15 protein-coding genes are annotated in these 18,651 nt (G+C 67.4%); 6 read left to right on the forward strand and 9 right to left on the reverse strand.

Annotated features, from left to right (window positions below; all coding sequences use genetic code 11):
* Positions 1–20: 20 nt before the first annotated feature.
* The 8 genes from ccoS to ccoN are packed head-to-tail and all read right to left on the reverse strand — an operon-like array spanning position 21 to position 7,757.
* Entirely contained in the window at positions 21–176 is a 156-nt protein-coding gene (gene ccoS, locus IEW58_RS12830) for a cbb3-type cytochrome oxidase assembly protein CcoS (RefSeq protein WP_188645469.1), read from the reverse strand.
* On the reverse strand, positions 173–2,287 hold the full coding sequence (locus IEW58_RS12835; RefSeq protein WP_188645470.1) for a heavy metal translocating P-type ATPase: 2,115 nt from the start codon (positions 2,285–2,287) through the stop codon (positions 173–175). The genes ccoS and IEW58_RS12835 overlap by 4 nt, the downstream gene beginning before the upstream one ends.
* The gene (locus IEW58_RS12840) at positions 2,284–2,730 is read right to left on the reverse strand and encodes a FixH family protein (RefSeq protein ID WP_188645471.1); all 447 of its coding nucleotides are present in this window, start codon (positions 2,728–2,730) and stop codon (positions 2,284–2,286) included. Before IEW58_RS12840 ends, IEW58_RS12835 begins: the two co-directional genes overlap by 4 nt.
* Positions 2,727–4,283: a cytochrome c oxidase accessory protein CcoG gene (gene ccoG / locus IEW58_RS12845; protein WP_188645472.1), complete on the reverse strand. Its 1,557-nt coding sequence runs from the start codon at positions 4,281–4,283 to the stop codon at positions 2,727–2,729. The genes IEW58_RS12840 and ccoG overlap by 4 nt, the downstream gene beginning before the upstream one ends.
* A complete protein-coding gene (gene ccoP / locus IEW58_RS12850) occupies positions 4,270–5,190 on the reverse strand; it encodes a cytochrome-c oxidase, cbb3-type subunit III (protein WP_188645473.1) in 921 nt (306 codons plus the stop codon). Before ccoP ends, ccoG begins: the two co-directional genes overlap by 14 nt.
* Positions 5,171–5,344 carry a cbb3-type cytochrome c oxidase subunit 3 gene (locus IEW58_RS12855; protein WP_188645474.1) on the reverse strand — a complete coding sequence of 58 codons (174 nt, stop codon included), beginning with the start codon at positions 5,342–5,344 and terminating at the stop codon, positions 5,171–5,173. Before IEW58_RS12855 ends, ccoP begins: the two co-directional genes overlap by 20 nt.
* A complete protein-coding gene (ccoO, locus tag IEW58_RS12860) occupies positions 5,341–6,090 on the reverse strand; it encodes a cytochrome-c oxidase, cbb3-type subunit II (RefSeq protein WP_188645475.1) in 750 nt (249 codons plus the stop codon). Before ccoO ends, IEW58_RS12855 begins: the two co-directional genes overlap by 4 nt.
* A gap of 11 nt (positions 6,091–6,101) precedes the next feature.
* Positions 6,102–7,757, reverse strand: coding sequence for a cytochrome-c oxidase, cbb3-type subunit I (gene ccoN / locus IEW58_RS12865; RefSeq protein ID WP_188645476.1), 1,656 nt, complete (start codon positions 7,755–7,757; stop codon positions 6,102–6,104).
* A 289-nt stretch (positions 7,758–8,046) separates the two neighbouring features.
* Here ccoN and IEW58_RS12870 point away from each other — a divergent pair, with 289 nt between their 5' ends.
* The 6 genes from IEW58_RS12870 to IEW58_RS12895 all read left to right on the forward strand — a co-directional run bounded on the left by IEW58_RS12870 (position 8,047) and on the right by IEW58_RS12895 (position 17,334).
* The gene (locus tag IEW58_RS12870) at positions 8,047–8,694 is read left to right on the forward strand and encodes a PilZ domain-containing protein (protein ID WP_188645477.1); all 648 of its coding nucleotides are present in this window, start codon (positions 8,047–8,049) and stop codon (positions 8,692–8,694) included.
* A 244-nt stretch (positions 8,695–8,938) separates the two neighbouring features.
* Positions 8,939–10,717 carry a hypothetical protein gene (locus tag IEW58_RS12875; protein ID WP_188645478.1) on the forward strand — a complete coding sequence of 593 codons (1,779 nt, stop codon included), beginning with the start codon at positions 8,939–8,941 and terminating at the stop codon, positions 10,715–10,717.
* Between the two features lie 136 nt (positions 10,718–10,853).
* The gene (locus IEW58_RS12880; RefSeq protein WP_188645479.1) at positions 10,854–12,053 is read left to right on the forward strand and encodes an efflux RND transporter periplasmic adaptor subunit; all 1,200 of its coding nucleotides are present in this window, start codon (positions 10,854–10,856) and stop codon (positions 12,051–12,053) included.
* A gap of 15 nt (positions 12,054–12,068) precedes the next feature.
* A complete protein-coding gene (locus IEW58_RS12885) occupies positions 12,069–15,506 on the forward strand; it encodes an efflux RND transporter permease subunit (RefSeq protein ID WP_188645480.1) in 3,438 nt (1,145 codons plus the stop codon).
* 38 nt (positions 15,507–15,544) lie between these two features.
* Positions 15,545–16,795, forward strand: coding sequence for a DUF445 domain-containing protein (locus IEW58_RS12890; protein WP_229658589.1), 1,251 nt, complete (start codon positions 15,545–15,547; stop codon positions 16,793–16,795).
* Positions 16,792–17,334: a GNAT family N-acetyltransferase gene (locus IEW58_RS12895; RefSeq protein WP_229658590.1), complete on the forward strand. Its 543-nt coding sequence runs from the start codon at positions 16,792–16,794 to the stop codon at positions 17,332–17,334. The genes IEW58_RS12890 and IEW58_RS12895 overlap by 4 nt, the downstream gene beginning before the upstream one ends.
* Here the strand turns inward: IEW58_RS12895 and IEW58_RS12900 are convergent.
* Complete coding sequence (locus IEW58_RS12900) at positions 17,331–18,650, reverse strand: TIGR00341 family protein (protein WP_188645481.1); 1,320 nt, start codon at positions 18,648–18,650, stop codon at positions 17,331–17,333. The two genes, IEW58_RS12895 and IEW58_RS12900, sit on opposite strands and share 4 nt — an antisense overlap.
* Between the last annotated feature and the right edge of the window lies 1 nt (position 18,651).

Consider the following 18,651-nt stretch of genomic DNA (forward strand, 5'->3'; position numbering starts at 1 on the left):
CGCAGAGCCGAGCCGCAGCATCATTCTTCCTCGCCCTCGTCCTCTTCCAGCAGAACGCGCATCGCCGCTCCGTCGAGATCCTCGAACTGGTTGTGCCGCATCGCCCAGAAGAACGATACGAGGCCAAGTGCGCCGAGGCCGAGCGCTACCGGCACGAGAAGAACCAGCCCTGTCACCGCGCGGCCCGGACGAGGCGCAGCGAATTGCCGACCACGATCAGCGAGCTGAGCGACATGGCGACGGCCGCGATCAGCGGAGTGACGTGACCCGTGATGGCGAGCGGCACGGCGACGATGTTGTAGCCCACCGCGAGCGTGAAGTTCTGCCGCACGATGGTCATCGCGCGCCGGGCCGCGCGCACCGCCAAGGCAACCGGCAACAGGCTGTCCCCGAGGAAGACTGCGTCGGAGGCTTGCCGGCTGACGTCGCTCGCATCGGCCGGCGCAATCGACACGTGGGCGGCGGCCAGTGCCGGCCCGTCGTTCAGCCCGTCGCCGACCATCAGCACGCGTTTGCCGGCTTCGGCCAACTGCCCAAGATAAGCGAGCTTTTCGGCCGGCTGAACCTCTGCCACGAACGGAAGACCCAGCGGTTCGGCGACCTTCGCGACCGCAGCCCTGGTGTCGCCGGACAGGATGGAGGACGTGCAGCCCGCAGCGCCCAACGCCCTGAGAGTGGGTTCGATGTCAGGCCGCAAGGGGTCGCTGAAGCGGAGGGCGACGTGCACGTTTCCATCGTCCAGCTCGGTTGTGGGAAAGCCGCTCGCAGCCACCTCCGGCCGTCTGAGCGCAACTTGTCTGCCGTCGATGATCCCCGCCACTCCATCTCCGGGTTTCTCGGTGACGGCATCGAGGTTCGCGGGGCGAACATCTTCTGCCCGCAGCGCAGCGGCGAGACCCCGACTGAGCGGATGCCGGCTGCTCTGCGCGAGCGCCATGGCAATCTCCTTCTGCCGCGGCGTCAGTTCATCGAGATTGACCGGTCGCGGCTGGCCTAGGGTGAGGGTCCCGGTCTTGTCGAACACCGCGCAGTTGGCCTCGGCCAGCCGCTCGAGCGCGCTGCCGTCCTTGACCAGCACCCCGCGCCGCATCAGCGCGCTTGCGGTCACCACGTGCGCCGCCGGCACCGCGAGCCCCAGCGCACACGGGCAGGTGATGATCAGAACCGCTACCGCGATCAGCAGCGCCTGGTGCAATCCTGCGCCCGCGATCAGCCAACCGGCCAGGCTCAACAAGGCAAGCGTGTGGACTGCCGGGGCATAGAGGCGGGACGCGCGGTCCGCGATGCGAACATAGCGCGAGCGCGATTGGCCCGCCTCCTCCATCAGGCGAGCGATTTCCGCAATGGCGGTGTCGCCCGCAGCCGCGGTAACGCGCGCGGTGAACGGCTGCCCGAGGTTGACCATCCCGGCGTGGACCAAGGCTCCCGGCCCGGCGCGCGCCGGCACGCTCTCTCCCGTGAGCATCGAGGCATCGAGCGAAGCCTCGCCCGTCACCACCTCGCCATCGGCAGCCAGCGCCTCCCCGGCGGCGACCCGCATCAGCATCCCTGGCTGAATGTGGTCCGCCGGTATGCGCTCGGTGCGGCCATCGGTGGTCAGTACAGTCGCTTCGCGCCCCATTCGCGCGAGCAAGGCCCCGATGCCGGCCCGCGCCCTGTCGCGCATCATCGCGTCCAGTACGCGGCCGGCAAGGAGGAAAAACAGCAGCATGACCGCACCGTCGAAGTAGGCATGGTGCCCGCCGATCACGGTTTCGTAGAGACTGAGGCCGGTGGCCAGCAGCACGCCGATCGAGATCGGCACGTCCATGTTGGTCCGTCCCCGGCGAAGCGCGGTCAACGCGGAGCGGAAAAAAGGCTGTCCGGCATAGGCGACCACCGGCACGCCGATCAGCGCCGAGAGCCAGTGGAACAGGTCACGAGTGGTCCCTTGGGCGCCTGACCAGACGCTGACCGATAGCAGCATGACGTTCATCATGCCGAACCCGGCCACCGCCAGCGCCCTCAGCAAGCGGCTCGTTTCGCCGTCCGCCTTCCCGATGGGCTCGCCCGCGGTGGGCTGGGCTTCGAAGCCGAGCCCTTCAAGCAAGGAGAGGATACGCTCTTCGGACGTGCCCGGCGCGTGGCGCACGACCACTCGCCGGGCCGAGAAGTTGACGCGTGCCCCTTCGATCCCGGGCAGATGCTCGAAACCGCGCTCGATCTTGCCGATGCAGCCGGCGCAGCGGATGCCGGGAACCGTAAAGCGGCTCTCGACCAGCTCGGGGTGCCCGGAAAGGTCGGTCATGCGAGGGGAATCTCCCCGCGCCAGGACTTTTCGCCCCCACGGCCCTCGAGTCGCAAGGTCCAGCGCCCCGCCGGCAGCACATCGGTGCTGATGAAGCGGCCCGGGGCAGCCATGCGGAAAGAAAGGCGCTGATCGGGCAGCCGGCCAAGCGGGTGACGGGCGGTCCCGCCGAGCTGGGTCGGCGCGCCGCCGCCCGCGAAGTCGATTACGACGCGGCCGTCGCCCGCCCGGGAAACGGCCGGCTTCCAGCCGAGCGCCCGCGAACGATCGGCCTCGTCGAGCCACTTGTTGAACTCCTGGCTCGCGACGTAGGAGTTTTCGACCACGACACCGCCGAACGTGCTCACGGCGAACCGCGCCATGACGAGGTTGACGGCGATGACGATGCCGAAGCCCGCGACGAGAATGGCCGTCATGTGCCTGCCGGTGAAAGGCTTGGTCATTGGTCCTGTCCTCCCGGGGCGGCGAACTGGATCTGCGCCTCGTCCGATGCGGCTTCCTTGTCGAGCGAGCGGAGTCGGAAGCGGAACTCCTGCGCCGCGGTCTCGGGCGGCGCGATGACGTAGACGCGCACCGTTCGGGTGGCGTCGGGCGCCGCATTGATGCGCATCGAGCGGGCGGCCGAGTTCCGCGATTCCTCGTCGTTCCACATGGCTGCGCCGGGCAGGCCGTCGAGCGCGATCTCCAGCGCGCGCGGGCGGCTTTCCATGTTGCGCACCTTGAGGGTGTAGGCGTTGCGCACCGATCCGTCGCTCATGAGCATGAATGGCGGGTTGCGGTCGGCAGCGGCGGAGAGATCGAGATGGCTGCGGGTGCCGAGCATGAACAGCATCGCCAGACCTATCGCGCTCCATCCGCCGAGATAGATGACCGTGCGCGGCCGAACGAGGTTGCGCCACGGCAGCCTCCGAGGCTCGCCGGCGGCTTCGCGCTTGCTGTCCTCGAGCGTGACGTAATCGATCAGCCCGCGCGGTCGGCCCACTTCGGCCATCACCCGGTCGCAGGCGTCGATGCACAGGGCGCAGGTGATGCAGCCGATTTGCGGTCCTTCGCGAATGTCGATGCCGGTCGGACAGACCGATACGCACTGCAGGCAGTCGATGCAGTCGCCGTAGTGCTGGGGATCCTTCTGCGCCTTCTTGACGCTGCCGCGCGGTTCGCCGCGCCAGTCCTTGTAGGTGACCGTCAGCGAGCGCTCGTCCATCATCGCCGACTGGATGCGCGGCCAGGGGCACATGTAGATACAGAACTGTTCGCGCAGGAACCCGCCCAGCGTGAAGGTGGTAAAGGTGAGGATGGCGACCGTGATATACGCCACCGGCGCCGCCTGGCCCGACCAGAAGTCGCGCACCAGCGTGGGCGCGTCCGCGAAGTACATGATCCACGCGCCGCCGGTCCAGAAACTGATCAGCAGGTAGATCGACCACTTGATGCCGCGCTTGACGATCTTCTCCGGCCCCCACGGCGCGCGCGCCAGCCGCGCCTGCGCGTTGCGGTCGCCGTCGACCAGCCGGTCGACATGCTGGAACAGGTCGGTCCACACCGTCTGCGGGCAGCTGTAACCGCACCATGCGCGGCCGACCGCGCTGGTGATCAGGAACAGGCCGATGCCCGCCATGATCAGCAGGCCGGCGACGAAATAGAATTCGTGCGGCCAGATTTCGATGCCGAACATGTAGAACCGCCGGTTGGCGATATCGACCAGCACTGCCTGGTCGGGCGCATAGGGCCCGCGGTCCCAGCGGATCCACGGGGTCGCGTAGTATATGCCGAGCGTGATCGCCATGACCACGTACTTCACGTTGCGGTAGAACCCGTGGACCGCCTGCGGGAAGATTGCGCGACGTTTCTCGAACAACTCCGGCAAGTCCTCGCGCGGCGGCTCGTGCGGCTCGTGCCGCAGGTTGCCCGTATCCGGCTGCGCGACCGTCAGGCTGACGGGCTTGTTCGGCTTGCCAGGGCTTTCTTCGGTTCTCGGGTGCTCAGGGTTGTTCATCGACCGCGACCGCCGGATCCTTGGCGACCTCCACGAAATCTTCGCCGCCGCCCAGCGAGTGGACATAGGCCGCCAGCATCTTGATCGTCACCGGGTCGAGGCGTCCGCCCCAGGCCGGCATCACGCCCATGCGCGGGTTGCTGATCTGCTGCACGATACGGCCCTTGCCGCTGCCGTAGAGCCAGATCGCATCGGCGAGGTTTGGCGCGCCGAATTCGCGCAGACCCTTGCCTTGCGGGCCATGGCAGCTTGCGCAGTTGTTCTCATACAGCGTCGCTCCGGCCGCTGTCGGCTTCGCCTTGCCGCTGAAGGACAGCACCTGGTCGGCGACCGTCGAGATTTCCGCAGGCGTCAGCAAGCCGTCACGCCCGAAGGCGGGCATCATGGAATTGCGGGTGCTCTCCACGCCCGGCTGGCGCACGCCGTGGACCAGCGTGTACTCGATCGCCCTGAGGTCCCCGCCCCAAAGCCAGTCGTCGTCGTTGAGGTTGGGATAGCCGTTGCCGCCTGCCGCGCCGGAACCATGGCACTGCACGCAGTTCACGCGGAATGCCGCCCGGCCGCCTTCCACGGCGGCGCGCATCAGCCGGCTGTCGTCGGGCAGTCGCTCGATCGGCACCCGCGAAAGCGCAGTCAGGGTGGGGGCGCGGCGCTGGTTCTCGGCACGCATTTCCTGTGCGAGCTGACCGCGGCTGGACCAGCCGAGCACGCCTTCGGTACCCGTGCGCAGTAGCGGCCAGGCAGGATAAAGGACGACGTAGATGATGCCCCAGACGATTGTGGCGTAGAGCGTCCACAGCCACCAGCGCGGCATGGGCGTGTCGAGTTCCTCGATCCCGTCCCATTCGTGACCGACGGTCTCGGTGCCGGTTGGTTCGTCGATCCGCTTATTCGCCACCGTCTTCATCCTTGAAAATAACGTGGGCCGCTTCGTCGTTGCGCGGGCGCGCGCCGGGGCGGAATGGCCAGGCGATCAGCCCGGCGAAGACCAGCAGCATGGCCAGAAGCCCCCAGCTGTCGGCAAAGTGCCGCAGCGCCTCGTAGGTCGAGTGATCGCTCACCGCGATCCCTCCTTCGCCAGTTCCTCCTGAGCCGCGGCACTGTTCACATCGACCAGCGTGCCAAGAACCTGCAGGTAGGCGACGAGCGCGTCCATCTCGGTCACACGGTCGGGGTTGCCGTCGAAGTCCCGGATCTGCGCCTTCGGATATCGCGTCTCGAGATCCCCGGCGTCGGCTTCGGGGTCGGCCTGCGCGGCCAGGTCCCGCGCGGCCTCGGAGATGTCCTTGTCGCTATAGGGGACCCCGACACGGCGCAGCGCGGTGAGGTTATCGGCCATGTCGGGCGTGGTCAGGTCGTTCTCGGCAAGGAAGGCATACGTCGGCATGACGCTTTCCGGCACCACCGATCGCGGGTCCTTGAGGTGCTGGACGTGCCATTCGTCCGAGTAGCGGTTGCCGACGCGGGCAAGGTCCGGCCCAGTGCGCTTCGATCCCCACTGGAACGGATGGTCGTACATGCTTTCCGCCGCGAGGCTGTAGTGGCCGTAACGCTCCACCTCGTCGCGGAACGGGCGGATCATCTGGCTGTGGCAGGTGTAGCACCCTTCGCGCACGTAGATGTCCCGTCCGGCCTGCTCCAGCGGAGTATAGGGACGCATGCCGCGCACCTTCTCGATCGTGTTATCGATCCAGAACAACGGGGCGATTTCCACCACCCCGCCGATGACCACAGCCACGAAGGCAAAGGTGCCCAGCAGGGTGATGTTGCGTTCGAGCTTCTTGTGACGCTGTGCGACGTTGAACATGGCGCGCTTTCTTATTCCGCCGGTACGGAGACGATCGGGCGATCGGCTTCGGGGTTGTAGGGAGCCTCGGTCATCGGCGCTTCCTCGCGCAGGTCACCGGCGATCGTCCGCCACACGTTGACGACCATCAGCACTCCGCCGGCGAGGTACAGCAGGCCGCCGAACGCGCGCATGATGAACAGCGGGTGGAGAGCGGCGACCGTGTCGGCGAACGTGTTCACGAGGTATCCGTCGCTGCCGTACTCGCGCCACATCAGGCCCTGGGTGATGCCCGCCACCCACATCGAGGCGGCGTAGAACACGATGCCCACGGTCGACAGCCAGAAGTGCCAGTTGACCATTCGCAGCGAATACAGCCGTTCGCGCTTCCACAGGCGAGGGGTTAGGTAATAGACCACCGCGAAGGTGATCATCCCGTTCCACCCGAGGGCACCGGCGTGCACGTGGCCAATCGTCCAGTCGGTGTAGTGCGACAGCGAGTTGACCGCCTTGATGCTCAGCATGGGGCCTTCGAAAGTGGCCATGCCGTAGAACGCCAGGGCCATGACCATCATGCGGATCAGCGGATCGGTGCGGACTTTGTCCCAAGCCCCGTTGAGGGTCATCAGGCCGTTGATCATGCCGCCCCAGCTGGGCATCCACAGGATCACCGAGAACACCATGCCGAGCGTCTGCGCCCAGTCGGGCAGCGCGGTGTAGTGCAGGTGGTGCGGGCCGGCCCAGATGTAGAGGAAGATCAGCGACCAGAAGTGCAGGATCGACAGGCGATAGGAATAGATCGGCCGGTTTGCCTGCTTGGGCACGAAGTAGTACATCATCGCCAGGAACGGCACGGTCAGGAAGAACGCCACCGCGTTGTGCCCGTACCACCACTGCACCAGCGCATCCTGCACGCCCGCGAACGCCGAGTACGAGCGGGAGCCGAACACCGACACCGGGATCGCCAGGTTGTTGACGATGTGCAGCATCGCGATGGTGATGATGAAGCTGAGGTAGAACCAATTCGCGACATAGATGTGCGGCTCGTTGCGCTTTGCCAGCGTCCCCACGAAGACGATGAAGTACGCCACCCACACGATCGTCAGCCAGATATCGACGTACCACTCGGGCTCGGCGTACTCCTTCGACTGGGTAATGCCGAACAGGTAGCCCACCGCCGCCAGGACGATGAACATCTGGTATCCCCAGAACACGAAGCGCGCGAGAGCGGGGAACGCCAGGCGGGCGCGGCAGGTCCGCTGGACGACGTAGTAGCTCGAGGCGATCAGGATGTTGCCGCCGAACGCGAACACCACGCCCGAGGTGTGCAGGGGCCGGAGCCGGCCGAAGTTGAAATAGGGCTCCAGGTTGAGCGCGGGAAACGCCAGCTGGAGGGCGATCAGCAGGCCCACGGTGAAACCGACCACACCCCAGAAAACCGTCGCGATGACGCCCCAGCGAACCGGATCGTCATCATAGCGCGAAGGGTCGGTCGGCATCCGGAACAGGCTCTGTGCCCTGGCCAGCGGATCGAACCGGCCGGCCGTGGCGCACAGGAACACGAAGGCGACGATGGCGACCACCGTCATGCTGGCCGCATAGCCGGTGTCCTGGGCCATCGCGATTGCCACGATGGCGAGCATCAGCACGAGAAACCAAGCCCCCAAACGCCCGAGTACTGCTTCCATTATTCAACCCTTCTTGGCCGCTTCGCAGCGATATTCGGCGGATTGTAAACCGCCGCCCGTCGCGCGCCCTATAGAAGTCCAATTTGGCCCGTCGCACTAGGGAATGTCCGTAGCCTGCGCGGTCAATCGGCAAGCCCGGTCGCGCACATCCCCTCGCGCGCCCGCAAGTGCGCGTGAAAATCCAGCGATCTAGGGAATTACCGGATGGGTCCGATAACTCAAGATTCACGCGTCTCACGCTACCCGTATTGGGGACAGCGCAGATGGTGCGCCGGTTGGGGAACCCCGCATGGAACTGGGTCGTATCGAAGTGCCGGAAGAGGTTCACCCGGTTTCCGCCGAAGAGCGGGACGCACCGCGCTTCACGCTGCTGATCCGCGCGGCAAAGCTGATTGCGGCCCAGGGAGAGTTCGTCTGCGTGATCCGCGACGTTTCCCAAAGTGGCGTCAGCCTGCGCGGTTTCCATGCCTTGCCGGTCAGCGATTCGTTGTGGCTCGAACTCCAGAGCGGCGAACGGTACGCTATCAGGCCCGTATGGTCGCGCGGGCTGGAAGCGGGATTCCGCTTCCTTCATCCGGTAGAGGTCGGGGCGGTGGTTGCCGAGGCAGGGCGCTTTCCTCGCCGGCAACTGCGGCTCGCCATCTCGTTCGGGGTCGAGCTTGCCTTCCTTGGCGGTCGGATGCGCGCCCAGGTCGTCAACCTGTCGCAGCAGGGCGCCCGCATCGAATGCGACGGCCTCCTGGCGATCGACCAGCCGCTTCGGCTCTGCTCGGGTCCGCTGCCGGAGGTGCGCGCCCGCGTGCGCTGGCGGCAGGGCAGGGAGTACGGCTTGGTATTCGACGATACCTTCAGCCTGAGCCAACTGGCCGTATTTGCTGCCGGGGCACAATGCCCGGATCTGCTCGCGGGCCCCACCGGCGTCGGGCAACGCCGTTAGGCCTGGCCTGCCCGGCGGTGGGCATTTACCACCCGGTAACCAATTTATTTCATCCCTCTGGTGCATGACCGGGGGGCCAGAAGACCATGAATTCCAGCGAATTGACCGTCGGGGTTGACCGGCGCCGTCCAAATGGGGGTTCCGGGGGGATCAACGGTCGGATGGCCGCGAGCGCCGATGGCGGCTCATTAAGCTGCGCCCGTCGGGGCGGCGCCGTGTACGTCTCCCGCGCGGCATCCGCGGCGTGACCCTGTTCGTCGAGCGGCGCCGTCCGGCGCTAACGGGCGAGCTGCTGCTGCGGGTGCTGCTGGCATGGGCGATGATCGCAGCGCTTCTTTTGGTGACCAGCCTCCCGTCCATCCAATCACATCGGTTTCCCGATCCCGACGACGCGCTTCGGCTGGTCCAGGTGCGCGACCTCATGGCCGGGCAGGGCTGGTTCGACCTGACCCAGCATCGGATCGACGCGGTCCGCGGCGGATTGACGATGGGTGGGTCGCGCCTGGTGGACATTCCCCTGGCGGCGGTGATCCTCGCGCTGCGGGGGCTGATCGGCCAGGGTGCGGCCGAAACGGTCGCCATGGTTGCCGTGCCGCTTCTCACCTTCGGCGTTGCGCTTCTGCTGGCTGCCCGCATCGCCTGGCGGGTGATCGGTGACGAGGCGGCAGGTTTCGCCTGCCTTGCCATGGGGCTGTCCGCGCCGCTGGTCCAGCAACTGCGCCCGATGCGGATCGATCATCATGGCTGGGAGGTGGTCTGCGTGCTGGCCGCCATGAACGGCCTCATGGCAAGGTCCGCACGTCTTGGAGGCTCGGTCACGGGCCTTGCACTCGCGGCAGGGCTGTCGATCTCGACTGAAGGGGTCACGCTGGCCGCGGCCATCTGCGGCGTCACCGCACTGCGCTGGTTGCGCGAGCGCGGCGACGCGGCATGGTTTGTTGCCACCATGCAGGGGCTGGCTGCCGGATCGCTTGGCTTCTTCGCGGTGACCCGCGGCTTTGCCGGGTCGGCCGAATACTGCGATGCAATCTCCCCGGCGCATCTCGCCGGGCTTGGTGCGGCCGCGCTCGCCGCTACTGGACTCGCCCGGCTCGAACCGATGCCGCGCTTTGCCCTCGTGATCGGGATCGGGGCCGTTGCGGGGATCGGCGCGGCTACGATGGTTGCGCTTGCTCCGCAGTGCACGGGAGTCGCGCCTGCTCCGCTCGATCCGCTCGTCGCGCGCCTGTGGACCGGCGGTCCGGGGGACGGCCTGCCGATCTGGCGGCAGGACGCCGCGCTCGCGCTGCAGATCGCCGTTCCGCCGCTGGTCGGACTCCTGGCCTGCTTCAGGCTGGCGGGGCGAAGCTCGGGCTGGCTGCGCCGCTTCTGGCAGGAGTACGCAATCGTGCTGGGCGTGGCACTCGCAGTTGCCCTTTTCGTCGCCCGCGCAGGAGCGGCGGCCGGGGCGCTGGCGGCGGTGCCCCTGGGCTGGCAGGTGCGCGAGTGGCTCCGCTCGTCCCGAATGCTTCGCCGTCCGGGCAAGCGTGCGCTCGTGCTGACCAGCATGTCGCTTTCGCTCCTGCCTGCCTTGCCGCTGATGCTGTTTGCGCTCGCCATGCCGGCGCAGGCAGCGGGAGCGGTGCACCCGGTTTACGCGCACGATTGTGCGATTTCCGTGAATTCGGTCGCGTTGAGGTCGCTTCCCCCGGGGGAGATTCTCGCCCCGCTGGAGATCGGCCCGCAGATACTGTTGGAGAGCGGCCATTTGGTCGTCGCCACCGGCCACCGGCGCGAACAGGCCGCGATGGGCACGGTCATCGGGACGTTCACCGGGTCGCCCGAAGCGGCGCAAGCCGCGCTTGCGGCGCGGGGAACCAGGTATGTCGCGATCTGTCCCGGCATTCACGAAGCCGCTCGCTATGCCGGGGCGGCGCCGGCCGGATTGATGGCGCGCCTGTTGGGAGGGCACGCGCCGCAGTGGCTCGAGCCGGTGCAGGCTTCCGGGGACGGCAAGCTGGAAATCTGGCGCGTCCGGCGCTGACGCACTTCGTCGGGCCGACTGATACCCCCGTCGAGCCTGCGATTGCCCTCGCCCGCGGCACGGCCTATGGGCCAACCGCTCCGCTTGCGCGCAGTGCGTTACGCGTGTAATACAGTCGGGGACCTAGGGCACGTTGATGAATTACGAGACAACCCTCGATGCGCAGGATGAGGCGCGCTATCCGCTTGAAGGCGACGCCGAGTTCTCGGCCGTGCCCGGCGAAGACGCTTCGCCCGCGCGCCGCAAGTACGCCATCATCGCCATCGTCGCGGCGATCGCGCTGGTCGCCGCTTTCTTCCTGCTGAGCGGCGGCGAAAAGGACGATCCCTTTGCCGCGCCCCAGGCGGGCCAGGTTCCGCTGGTGACGGTCGTTTCGCCCGGACGCACGACGATCGCCGGCTCTATCGAGGCTACCGGCACGCTCAACGCCCGGCGCGAGCTTCCGGTCGGCTCCGTCGGCGAGGGCGGGCGGGTGGTTTCGGTGCCGGTCGACGAAGGCGACTGGGTACGCCAGGGCCAGGTCCTGGTGTCGATCGACCGTTCCGTGCAGGTGCAGCAGATCGAGGGCGCGCGCGCCCAGATTGGCGTCGCCCAGGCAGACCTCAACCTGGCTCAGGCCAACCTCGACCGTGCCCTGAAGCTGGTCGAGCGCGGCTTCATCTCCAAGGCCGATGTCGATCGCCTGACCGCGACTCGCGACGCCGCGCGCTCGCGCGTCGCCGTCGCCCGCGCCACCGTTGGCGAACTGCAGGCGCGCACCGCGCGGCTCAACATCTATGCGCCGGCGTCGGGCCTGATCCTCACTCGCGCCGTGGAGCCCGGCCAGACGGTCGGCGCCGGCGGCGCTCCCCTGTTCACCATTGCCCAGGGCGGCGAAATGGAACTGGCCGCGCGCCTGAGCGAGGAGGACCTGGCAAAGGTCTCGGTCGGCCAGTCGGCTACCGTGACCCCGGTATCCAGCGACAAGAGCTATACCGGCCAGATCTGGCAGGTCAGCCCGACGATCGACGAGCAGACCCGTCAGGGCGAGGCGAGGATCGCGCTCGCCTATGCTCCCGGGTTGCGGCCCGGCGGCTTCGCTTCGGCCGTCCTCAACAGCGGGACCATCGTCGCTCCGCTGCTCCCCGAATCGGCGATCCAGTCGGATGACAAGGGTCGGTTCGTCTACGTAGTGGGCAATGACGACCGCGTGCGTCGCCGCCCGGTCCGCACCGGCATCGTCACCGAGAAAGGCGTCGCTGTCATCGAGGGGCTGAGCGGAAACGAACGCGTCGTGCTGCGCGCCGGCGGGTTCCTCGCGGACGGCGACAAGGTCAAGCCGCAGCGCGCCAAGTAAGCCGCGGACAGAACAATGAGCCTTCGCAACATCTCGGCCTGGTCGATCCGCAACCCGGTCATTCCGATCGTGTTCTTCATCGGCCTGTGCCTCGCGGGCATCGTCTCGTTCATCCGGATGGACGTGAACCAGATGCCGGACGTCGACTTCCCGGGTGTGATCGTCACCATCTCGCAGCCCGGCGCTGCGCCGACCGAAATCGAGACGCAGATCACGCAGAAGGTCGAGGCGGCGGCGCGTTCGATCAGCGGGGTGGAGGAAATCTCCTCGACCGCGTCCGAAGGCAATTCCCAGACGATGGTCCAGTTCGCGATCGGCGAGGACGTCGACGAGGCGGTCAATGAGGTCAAGAACGCGATCGACCAGATCCGCAGCGACCTGCCGGAAGGCATTCTCGAGCCGCGCGTGTTCAAGGTCGAAGCGGGCGGCGGCGGCTCGATCGCATATTTCGCGGTCAGTGCCGACGACATGACGATCGAGCAGCTTAGCTGGTTCATCGACGACACGGTGTCGAAGCGGCTGCTGTCGATCGAGGGCGTCGCCACCGTCAGCCGGGCGGGCGGCGTGGACCGCGAGATCAGCGTGGTGCTCGACCCCCCGCGGATGCAGGCGCTCGGCGTGACGGCACGCGACATCAACAATGCCCTGCGAGCGACCAACGTGGACGCCGCCGGCGGCCAGGCCGAGATCGGGGGCTCGCGCCAGTCGGTCCGGGTGCTCGGCAACGCCGATAGCGCTTTCGAGCTGTCGAACACGCGGATCAACCTCGGCGGCGGGCGCACCGTCAAGCTGTCGGACGTGGCCCGCGTGACCGACGGCTACTCGGAAAAGACCCGCACCGCCAAGCTCAAGGGCCGCGAGGTCGTCACCTTCGGTTTCGAACGCTCGCGCGGCGCTTCCGACGTGACCGTCTACGACGAGGCGATGAAGCAGCTCGAGGCGATCCAGAAGGAGAACCCGCAGGTCCACTTCACGCGCCTCTACACCGAAGTGACCTACACCAAGGCGCAGTACTCCAGTTCGATGGAGGCGCTCGTCGAAGGCGCCGTGCTGGCGATCGTGGTGGTGTTCCTGTTCCTGCGCGACTGGCGCGCGACGATGATCAGCGCAATCGCGATCCCCTTGTCCGCCATTCCGACATTCTGGTTCATGGACCTGCTCGGCTTCACGCTGAACATGCTGTCGCTGCTCGCGCTGAGCCTCGTCGCGGGCGTGCTGGTGGACGACGCGATCGTCGAGATCGAGAACATCGTGCGCCATATGCGCATGGGCAAAAGTGCGTACCAGGCATCGATCGACGCCGCCGACGAGATCGGCCTCGCGGTGGTCGCCACCACCTTCTCGATCGTCGCGGTGTTCCTGCCGGTCGGCCTGATGCCCGGCATCTCGGGCCAGTTCTTCAAGGCCTTTGGCCTGACAGTGGTGGTCGCGGTCCTCATGAGCCTCGCGGTCGCGCGGCTCATCACGCCGATGATCGCAGCCTATTTCCTGAAGGCGCACGGCGAGGCGGGGCACGGCGAAGGCCGGGCGATGGACATCTACATGAAGGTCCTCGCGTGGACGCTCGACAGCCGCCGCAGCCAGGAACTGCGCGCGCGGATCGAGCGGGTGCCGGCAGCGTGGTGGTACGGGCTCGCAGCGATCTTGCCGATCCTCCTCATCCTGGGAACTGGCGGAGCGGCCGGCTTCTTCGCGGGCAAGGCGATGTCGATGATCGTACCGACGATCCTGGCGGTGATCCTGGCGCCCTTTGCCGCCTTTGCCGCCGCCTATGTCGCTGGACGGATGCTGCGCGTCGCAGTCGGCACGTTGGGACACTTCGGCGAATGGTACCGCTCGCTCGCCGACCGTTTCGGCGCCCGGATGCGCGATCACCGCTTCTACGCTTTCCTCCTCGGCGTTTACGCGCTGATCGTTACCTTCGGCCTCCTCGCCACGCTGCCGCAGCAGTTCCAGCCGAACGAGAACCAGGACACCAGCCGCGTCACCATAGAAATGGTGCCGGGCACGACGCTCGAGCAGACCGAAGCGGTCGCCGACCAGGTGACCGCTATCCTGGAGGCGCAGCCGGAGGTCGAACGGGTGATGGAGAGCATCCGCGAAGGCAACGCGACGCTGTTCACCGCGCTCAAGGACCCGGACGAGCGCGAGGCGACGAGTACCGAGTTCGAGCGCAGGCTCTCGCCCAGGCTGCAGGGCATCCCCGATGCACGGGTCAGCTTCGCCTCCAGCAACCAGGGCGGCGGTGGCGGCGGCTCGGGCCGTGACGTGTCGATCATGCTGTCGGGATCGGATTCCGAGCTGCTCGAAAAGACCGCCCAGACGCTGGTCGAACAGATGCGCACCGTGCCGGGCGTGCTCGCCCCGCGCATCGCGGCCGACCTCCAGCGGCCCGAGCTGGTGATCGTTCCGCGGCTCGATCTTGCGGCGCAGCTGGGCGTGACGACCGCTGCGCTCAGCCAGACGATCCGCATCGCCACGCTTGGCGAAATCGACCAGAACGCGGCCAAGTTCTCGCTGTCGGACCGCCAGGTTCCCATTCGCGTGAAGCTGCCGCGGGATTCGCGCAAGGACCTCTCGACGATCGAGAACCTCCCGGTCCCGACCACGGCCGGCGGCTCGGTCCCCTTGAGCCGGGTGGCGGAAATCCGTTTCGGGGCGGGCCCCACGCAGATCCAGCGCTTCAACCAGGCGCGCCGCGTGTTCGTCGGCGCGGACCTTGGCGAAGGCGTGGTCAAGGGCCCCGTCTCGCAGGCGATCCAGAAGCTGCCGATCATGCAGAACCTGCCGCAGGGCGTGTCCAACGCGCCGGTCGGCGAGGACAAGTTCCAGGCCGAGATGATCACCAATTTCGGCATCGCCGTGGTCAGCGGCATCCTGCTTGTCTTCGCGGTGCTGGTGCTGCTCTACAAGCGCTTCGTGTCGCCGTTGGTGAACATGACCTCGCTCCTGCTCGCGCCGCTCGGCGGGGTGCTGGCGCTGGCCCTGGTGGGCGAGCCGATCTCGATGCCGGTGTACATCGGGCTGCTGATGCTGCTCGGCATTGTCGCCAAGAACTCGATCCTGCTGATCGACTTCGCGATCGAGGAAATGGCGCACGGCGTGCCCAAGAAGGTGGCCATTATCGACGCCGGACACAAGCGTGCCCAGCCGATCGTCATGACAACCGTGGCCATGACGGCGGGAATGGTGCCGACCGCACTGTCCCTTTCGGGCGATGGAGCCTGGCGGGCCCCGATGGGCACGGTGGTGATCGGCGGGTTGATTCTCTCCACCCTGCTCACGCTCGTGCTGATCCCGGCCGGGTTCAGCCTGGCCGACGGGTTCGAAAAGCGCATCGGGCCGTGGCTGCGCACCCGATTGCTTACTTACAAGCCGGGTGACGAGGACCTTGTGCACGTGCCGCAAGCCGATGCCGATGGGCGGCCGCCAAGGGTGCTGCCCGCCGAGTGAGCGGCGAAACCTCGCCCCCCCTCGCACGTTGGCGGCGCATGGGAGGCACCCATTCCCCGCCCGATCGCGCGCGCACCATGCGGCGCACGGCCACCGGCCTGCTGCTGGCTATGGCGGGCCTGTTCGTGCTTAGCGGGCAGTACCTCGGGCTTCATCCCGCGGTCGGCTATGTGCGCGCCTTCGCCGAGGCGGCGATGGTCGGCGGGCTGGCAGACTGGTTCGCGGTGACGGCGCTGTTCCGCCGTCCGCTCGGCCTGCCCATCCCGCACACCGCGATCATTCCGGAGAACAAGGACCGCATCGCCGACACGATGGCGGCTTTCCTGCAGGACAACTTCCTGACCCCTGCGGTGGTCGCGCGGCGGATGCAGGACATGAACCTGGCGCGGGCGGTGGGCGAATACCTCGCTGCGCCGGCGCAGGGCGAGACCGGGGCCAGGCTGAGAGCGGGCGCGGGCGAACTGCTTGCCGAATTCCTGGAATCGCTCGATCCCGAGCGGCTGGGCACGCAAGTGCGCGGCGGCCTCAAATCGCTCGCCGCCAAGGTGGAGGTCGCCCCGCTGCTCGGCCAGATGCTGACGGCGGCGATCGCGGATCGCCGCCATCTGCCGCTGATCGACGCGGGTATTCGATGGGCGGGCCTGACGATCGAGGCGAACGAGGGCATGATCCGGCAGATGATCCACGACAAGGCCAACGGCCTCGTGCGCTGGACAGGGCTCGACGAGCGCCTCGCCAATTCCGTTCTCGACGGCTTGTACAAGCTGCTGGCCGAAGTGCTGGTCGATCCCTCACACCCCCTGCGCGGCAAGCTCGACGAAGGCCTTTCCAAGCTGGCGAACGACCTGCTGCACGATGCCGATACCCGCGGAAAGATCGAGCGAATGAAGAACGAACTGCTCGATAACCCGGCGGTGGCGACCTGGTGGATCGGCGTGTGGGAGCGCATCCGCGCGGGCCTTATCAAGACCGCGCGCGATCCCGGCGGGTCGCTTGGCGGACAGCTTGGCGCCAGCCTGGGCGAGCTGGGCCGGGTTCTGCGCGACGATCCGCGGATGCAGCTCCAGCTCAACCGCTTCGCCCGGCGCACCGCAGTCGGCATTGCCACCCGTTACGGCGGCCAGATCGTGCGGCTGGTGTCCGAAACAGTGCGCCGGTGGGACGCGCGAACGGTCACAGACCGGATCGAGGGAGCGGTCGGCCGCGACCTCCAGTTCATTCGCATGAACGGCACGCTCGTCGGCGGGCTGGTCGGCGTCCTCATCCATGCCGGAGATACCCTGCTGTGAAGACCCTGTGCCCCACGGCCCCCATCCTGGAGACCGAGCGGCTGGAGCTCTGGCATCCGCAAGCCGGCGACCTTGCCGGCATCGAGGCGATGATGCAGCCCGAGGCGGTCCGGCGGTACCTCGGCGCAACCGAGCCCAGTACGCCCGACCTGTTCACCCGGCTGCTGCGCAATGCCGGCTCGTGGACGCTCTACGGCTACGGGTCTTTCGTGGTGCGCGAGCGGGGGCAGGCGCGGATCATCGCGAACCTTGGCATTTTCCACTCGTGGCGGGGGCTGGGCGCGGACTTCGATGACAGGCCCGAAGCCGGATGGATCCTCGCCGAAAGCCACTTCGGCAAAGGCGTCGCGTCAGAGGCGATGACCGCCGTCCTCGGCTGGTTCGACGAAGTGCATGGGAAGCGCGAGATCGTGGCTATGATCGACCCGGAGAACGCCCCCTCGATCGCGTTGGCCGGCAAGCTTGGCTTTGGCCCCACGCGCCGGGCCGAACTGCCCGATACCGGCGAGGAAATGCAGCTGTTCGCGCGCAGGCGCTAGTCCGGGCTGGCGGTGGGAGCCGGCGCTACGCGTGCGTCGCTGACGGGCGTGGCAACCGGCCTCAGCAGCATGATCGACCAGTCCGGGAATGCGGCCCGCAGCGCCGCCGGAAGAACGGTACGCGGAGCCTCCTCGTTCTCCGCCTCGCTGCTCACGTCCGGATCGGGCGCAGGGATGGCAACCGTGGCGCGCTGACGGTCCAGATCAATCGTCACCGCGTCAGGATCCATGTCGAAGGCGGCGACGAGCGCGGCGCGCAGCCGCTGTGCCTCCCGAATGGCAATTTCGTACTGGAGCGCTTCAGCGGCCCGCGCGGTCCGCTGGTTCTCGCTTTCGGCTGTCCCGTTGCGCAGCTGGATGACCGAGAGCCTCGTGTCTCCGCCCAGTTCCTTGCGCGCCGCGGCGCCGAACGACTTCTCCAGGCTTGGTTTGAATGATGGAGCGATGACCACCGCAGATACTGTCGGCGGAGCCGCCTGGAAGTCGATATCGAACCGGTCGATGGTCGCCTCGGGACCGGCCATTTCGCCGAGGGTATCGCGCAGAGCGCTCGCCGCACGCGCCTCGCGCACGATGGCGGACAGGCTGAATGCCAGCGGCACCGCGAGTATCGCGAGGGCCGACCCGATCCCGATGCTCTGCAGCAGGCTCTGGCGTGGCGACAGGCCTGTTCCAAAACCGTTGAAGCGAGCCACCGCGGTCGCCATGAAAGCGATCGCGGCGGAATTGGTGACGTAGAGCAGCAGCGCCCCGCCCGCATATTCGTAACGGCCAAGCGCAAGACCCCAGCCGACCGTTGCCAACGGCGGTATCAGCGCGGTGGCGATCGCCACTCCGACGAGCGTCGCGGAGAACTTGCGCAGGAGCGCATAGGCGCCTGCCAACCCGCCGAAGATCGCCACCATCAGGTCGAGCAGGCTCGGCCGGACGCGCGCGAGAAGGGCGGGGGTAGCATCGGTGATCGGCGACAGCACCGTCAGGAACAGGGCCACGCCAATCGCGGTCGCAGTACCGACGCTCAGCGTCTGCAGCGATCGCCGCAGGAGGCGGCCGTCGAAGGTCGCCAAGGCGAAGCCGGCACCCATGATCGGCGCCAGCAGCGGTGAAATCAGCATCGCCCCGATGACAACGGGCGCCGAGTTCATCAGCAGGCCGAGATGCGCAATCGCCGTCGCCAGCGCGACTTGCAGCAGATAGCCGCGCGTCAGCCGCGCGTCGCGCGCTATGGCGGCGAGGGTCGCCGCGCGGCCGTGCCCCTTGCCCCCGACTCCCGAGAAAGCGCCTCCCCGCCGATCGTCCGTCGCCGGGGAGCTCATG

It is taken from the genome of Tsuneonella deserti, assembly GCF_014644315.1.
Classification (GTDB): domain Bacteria; phylum Pseudomonadota; class Alphaproteobacteria; order Sphingomonadales; family Sphingomonadaceae; genus Tsuneonella; species Tsuneonella deserti.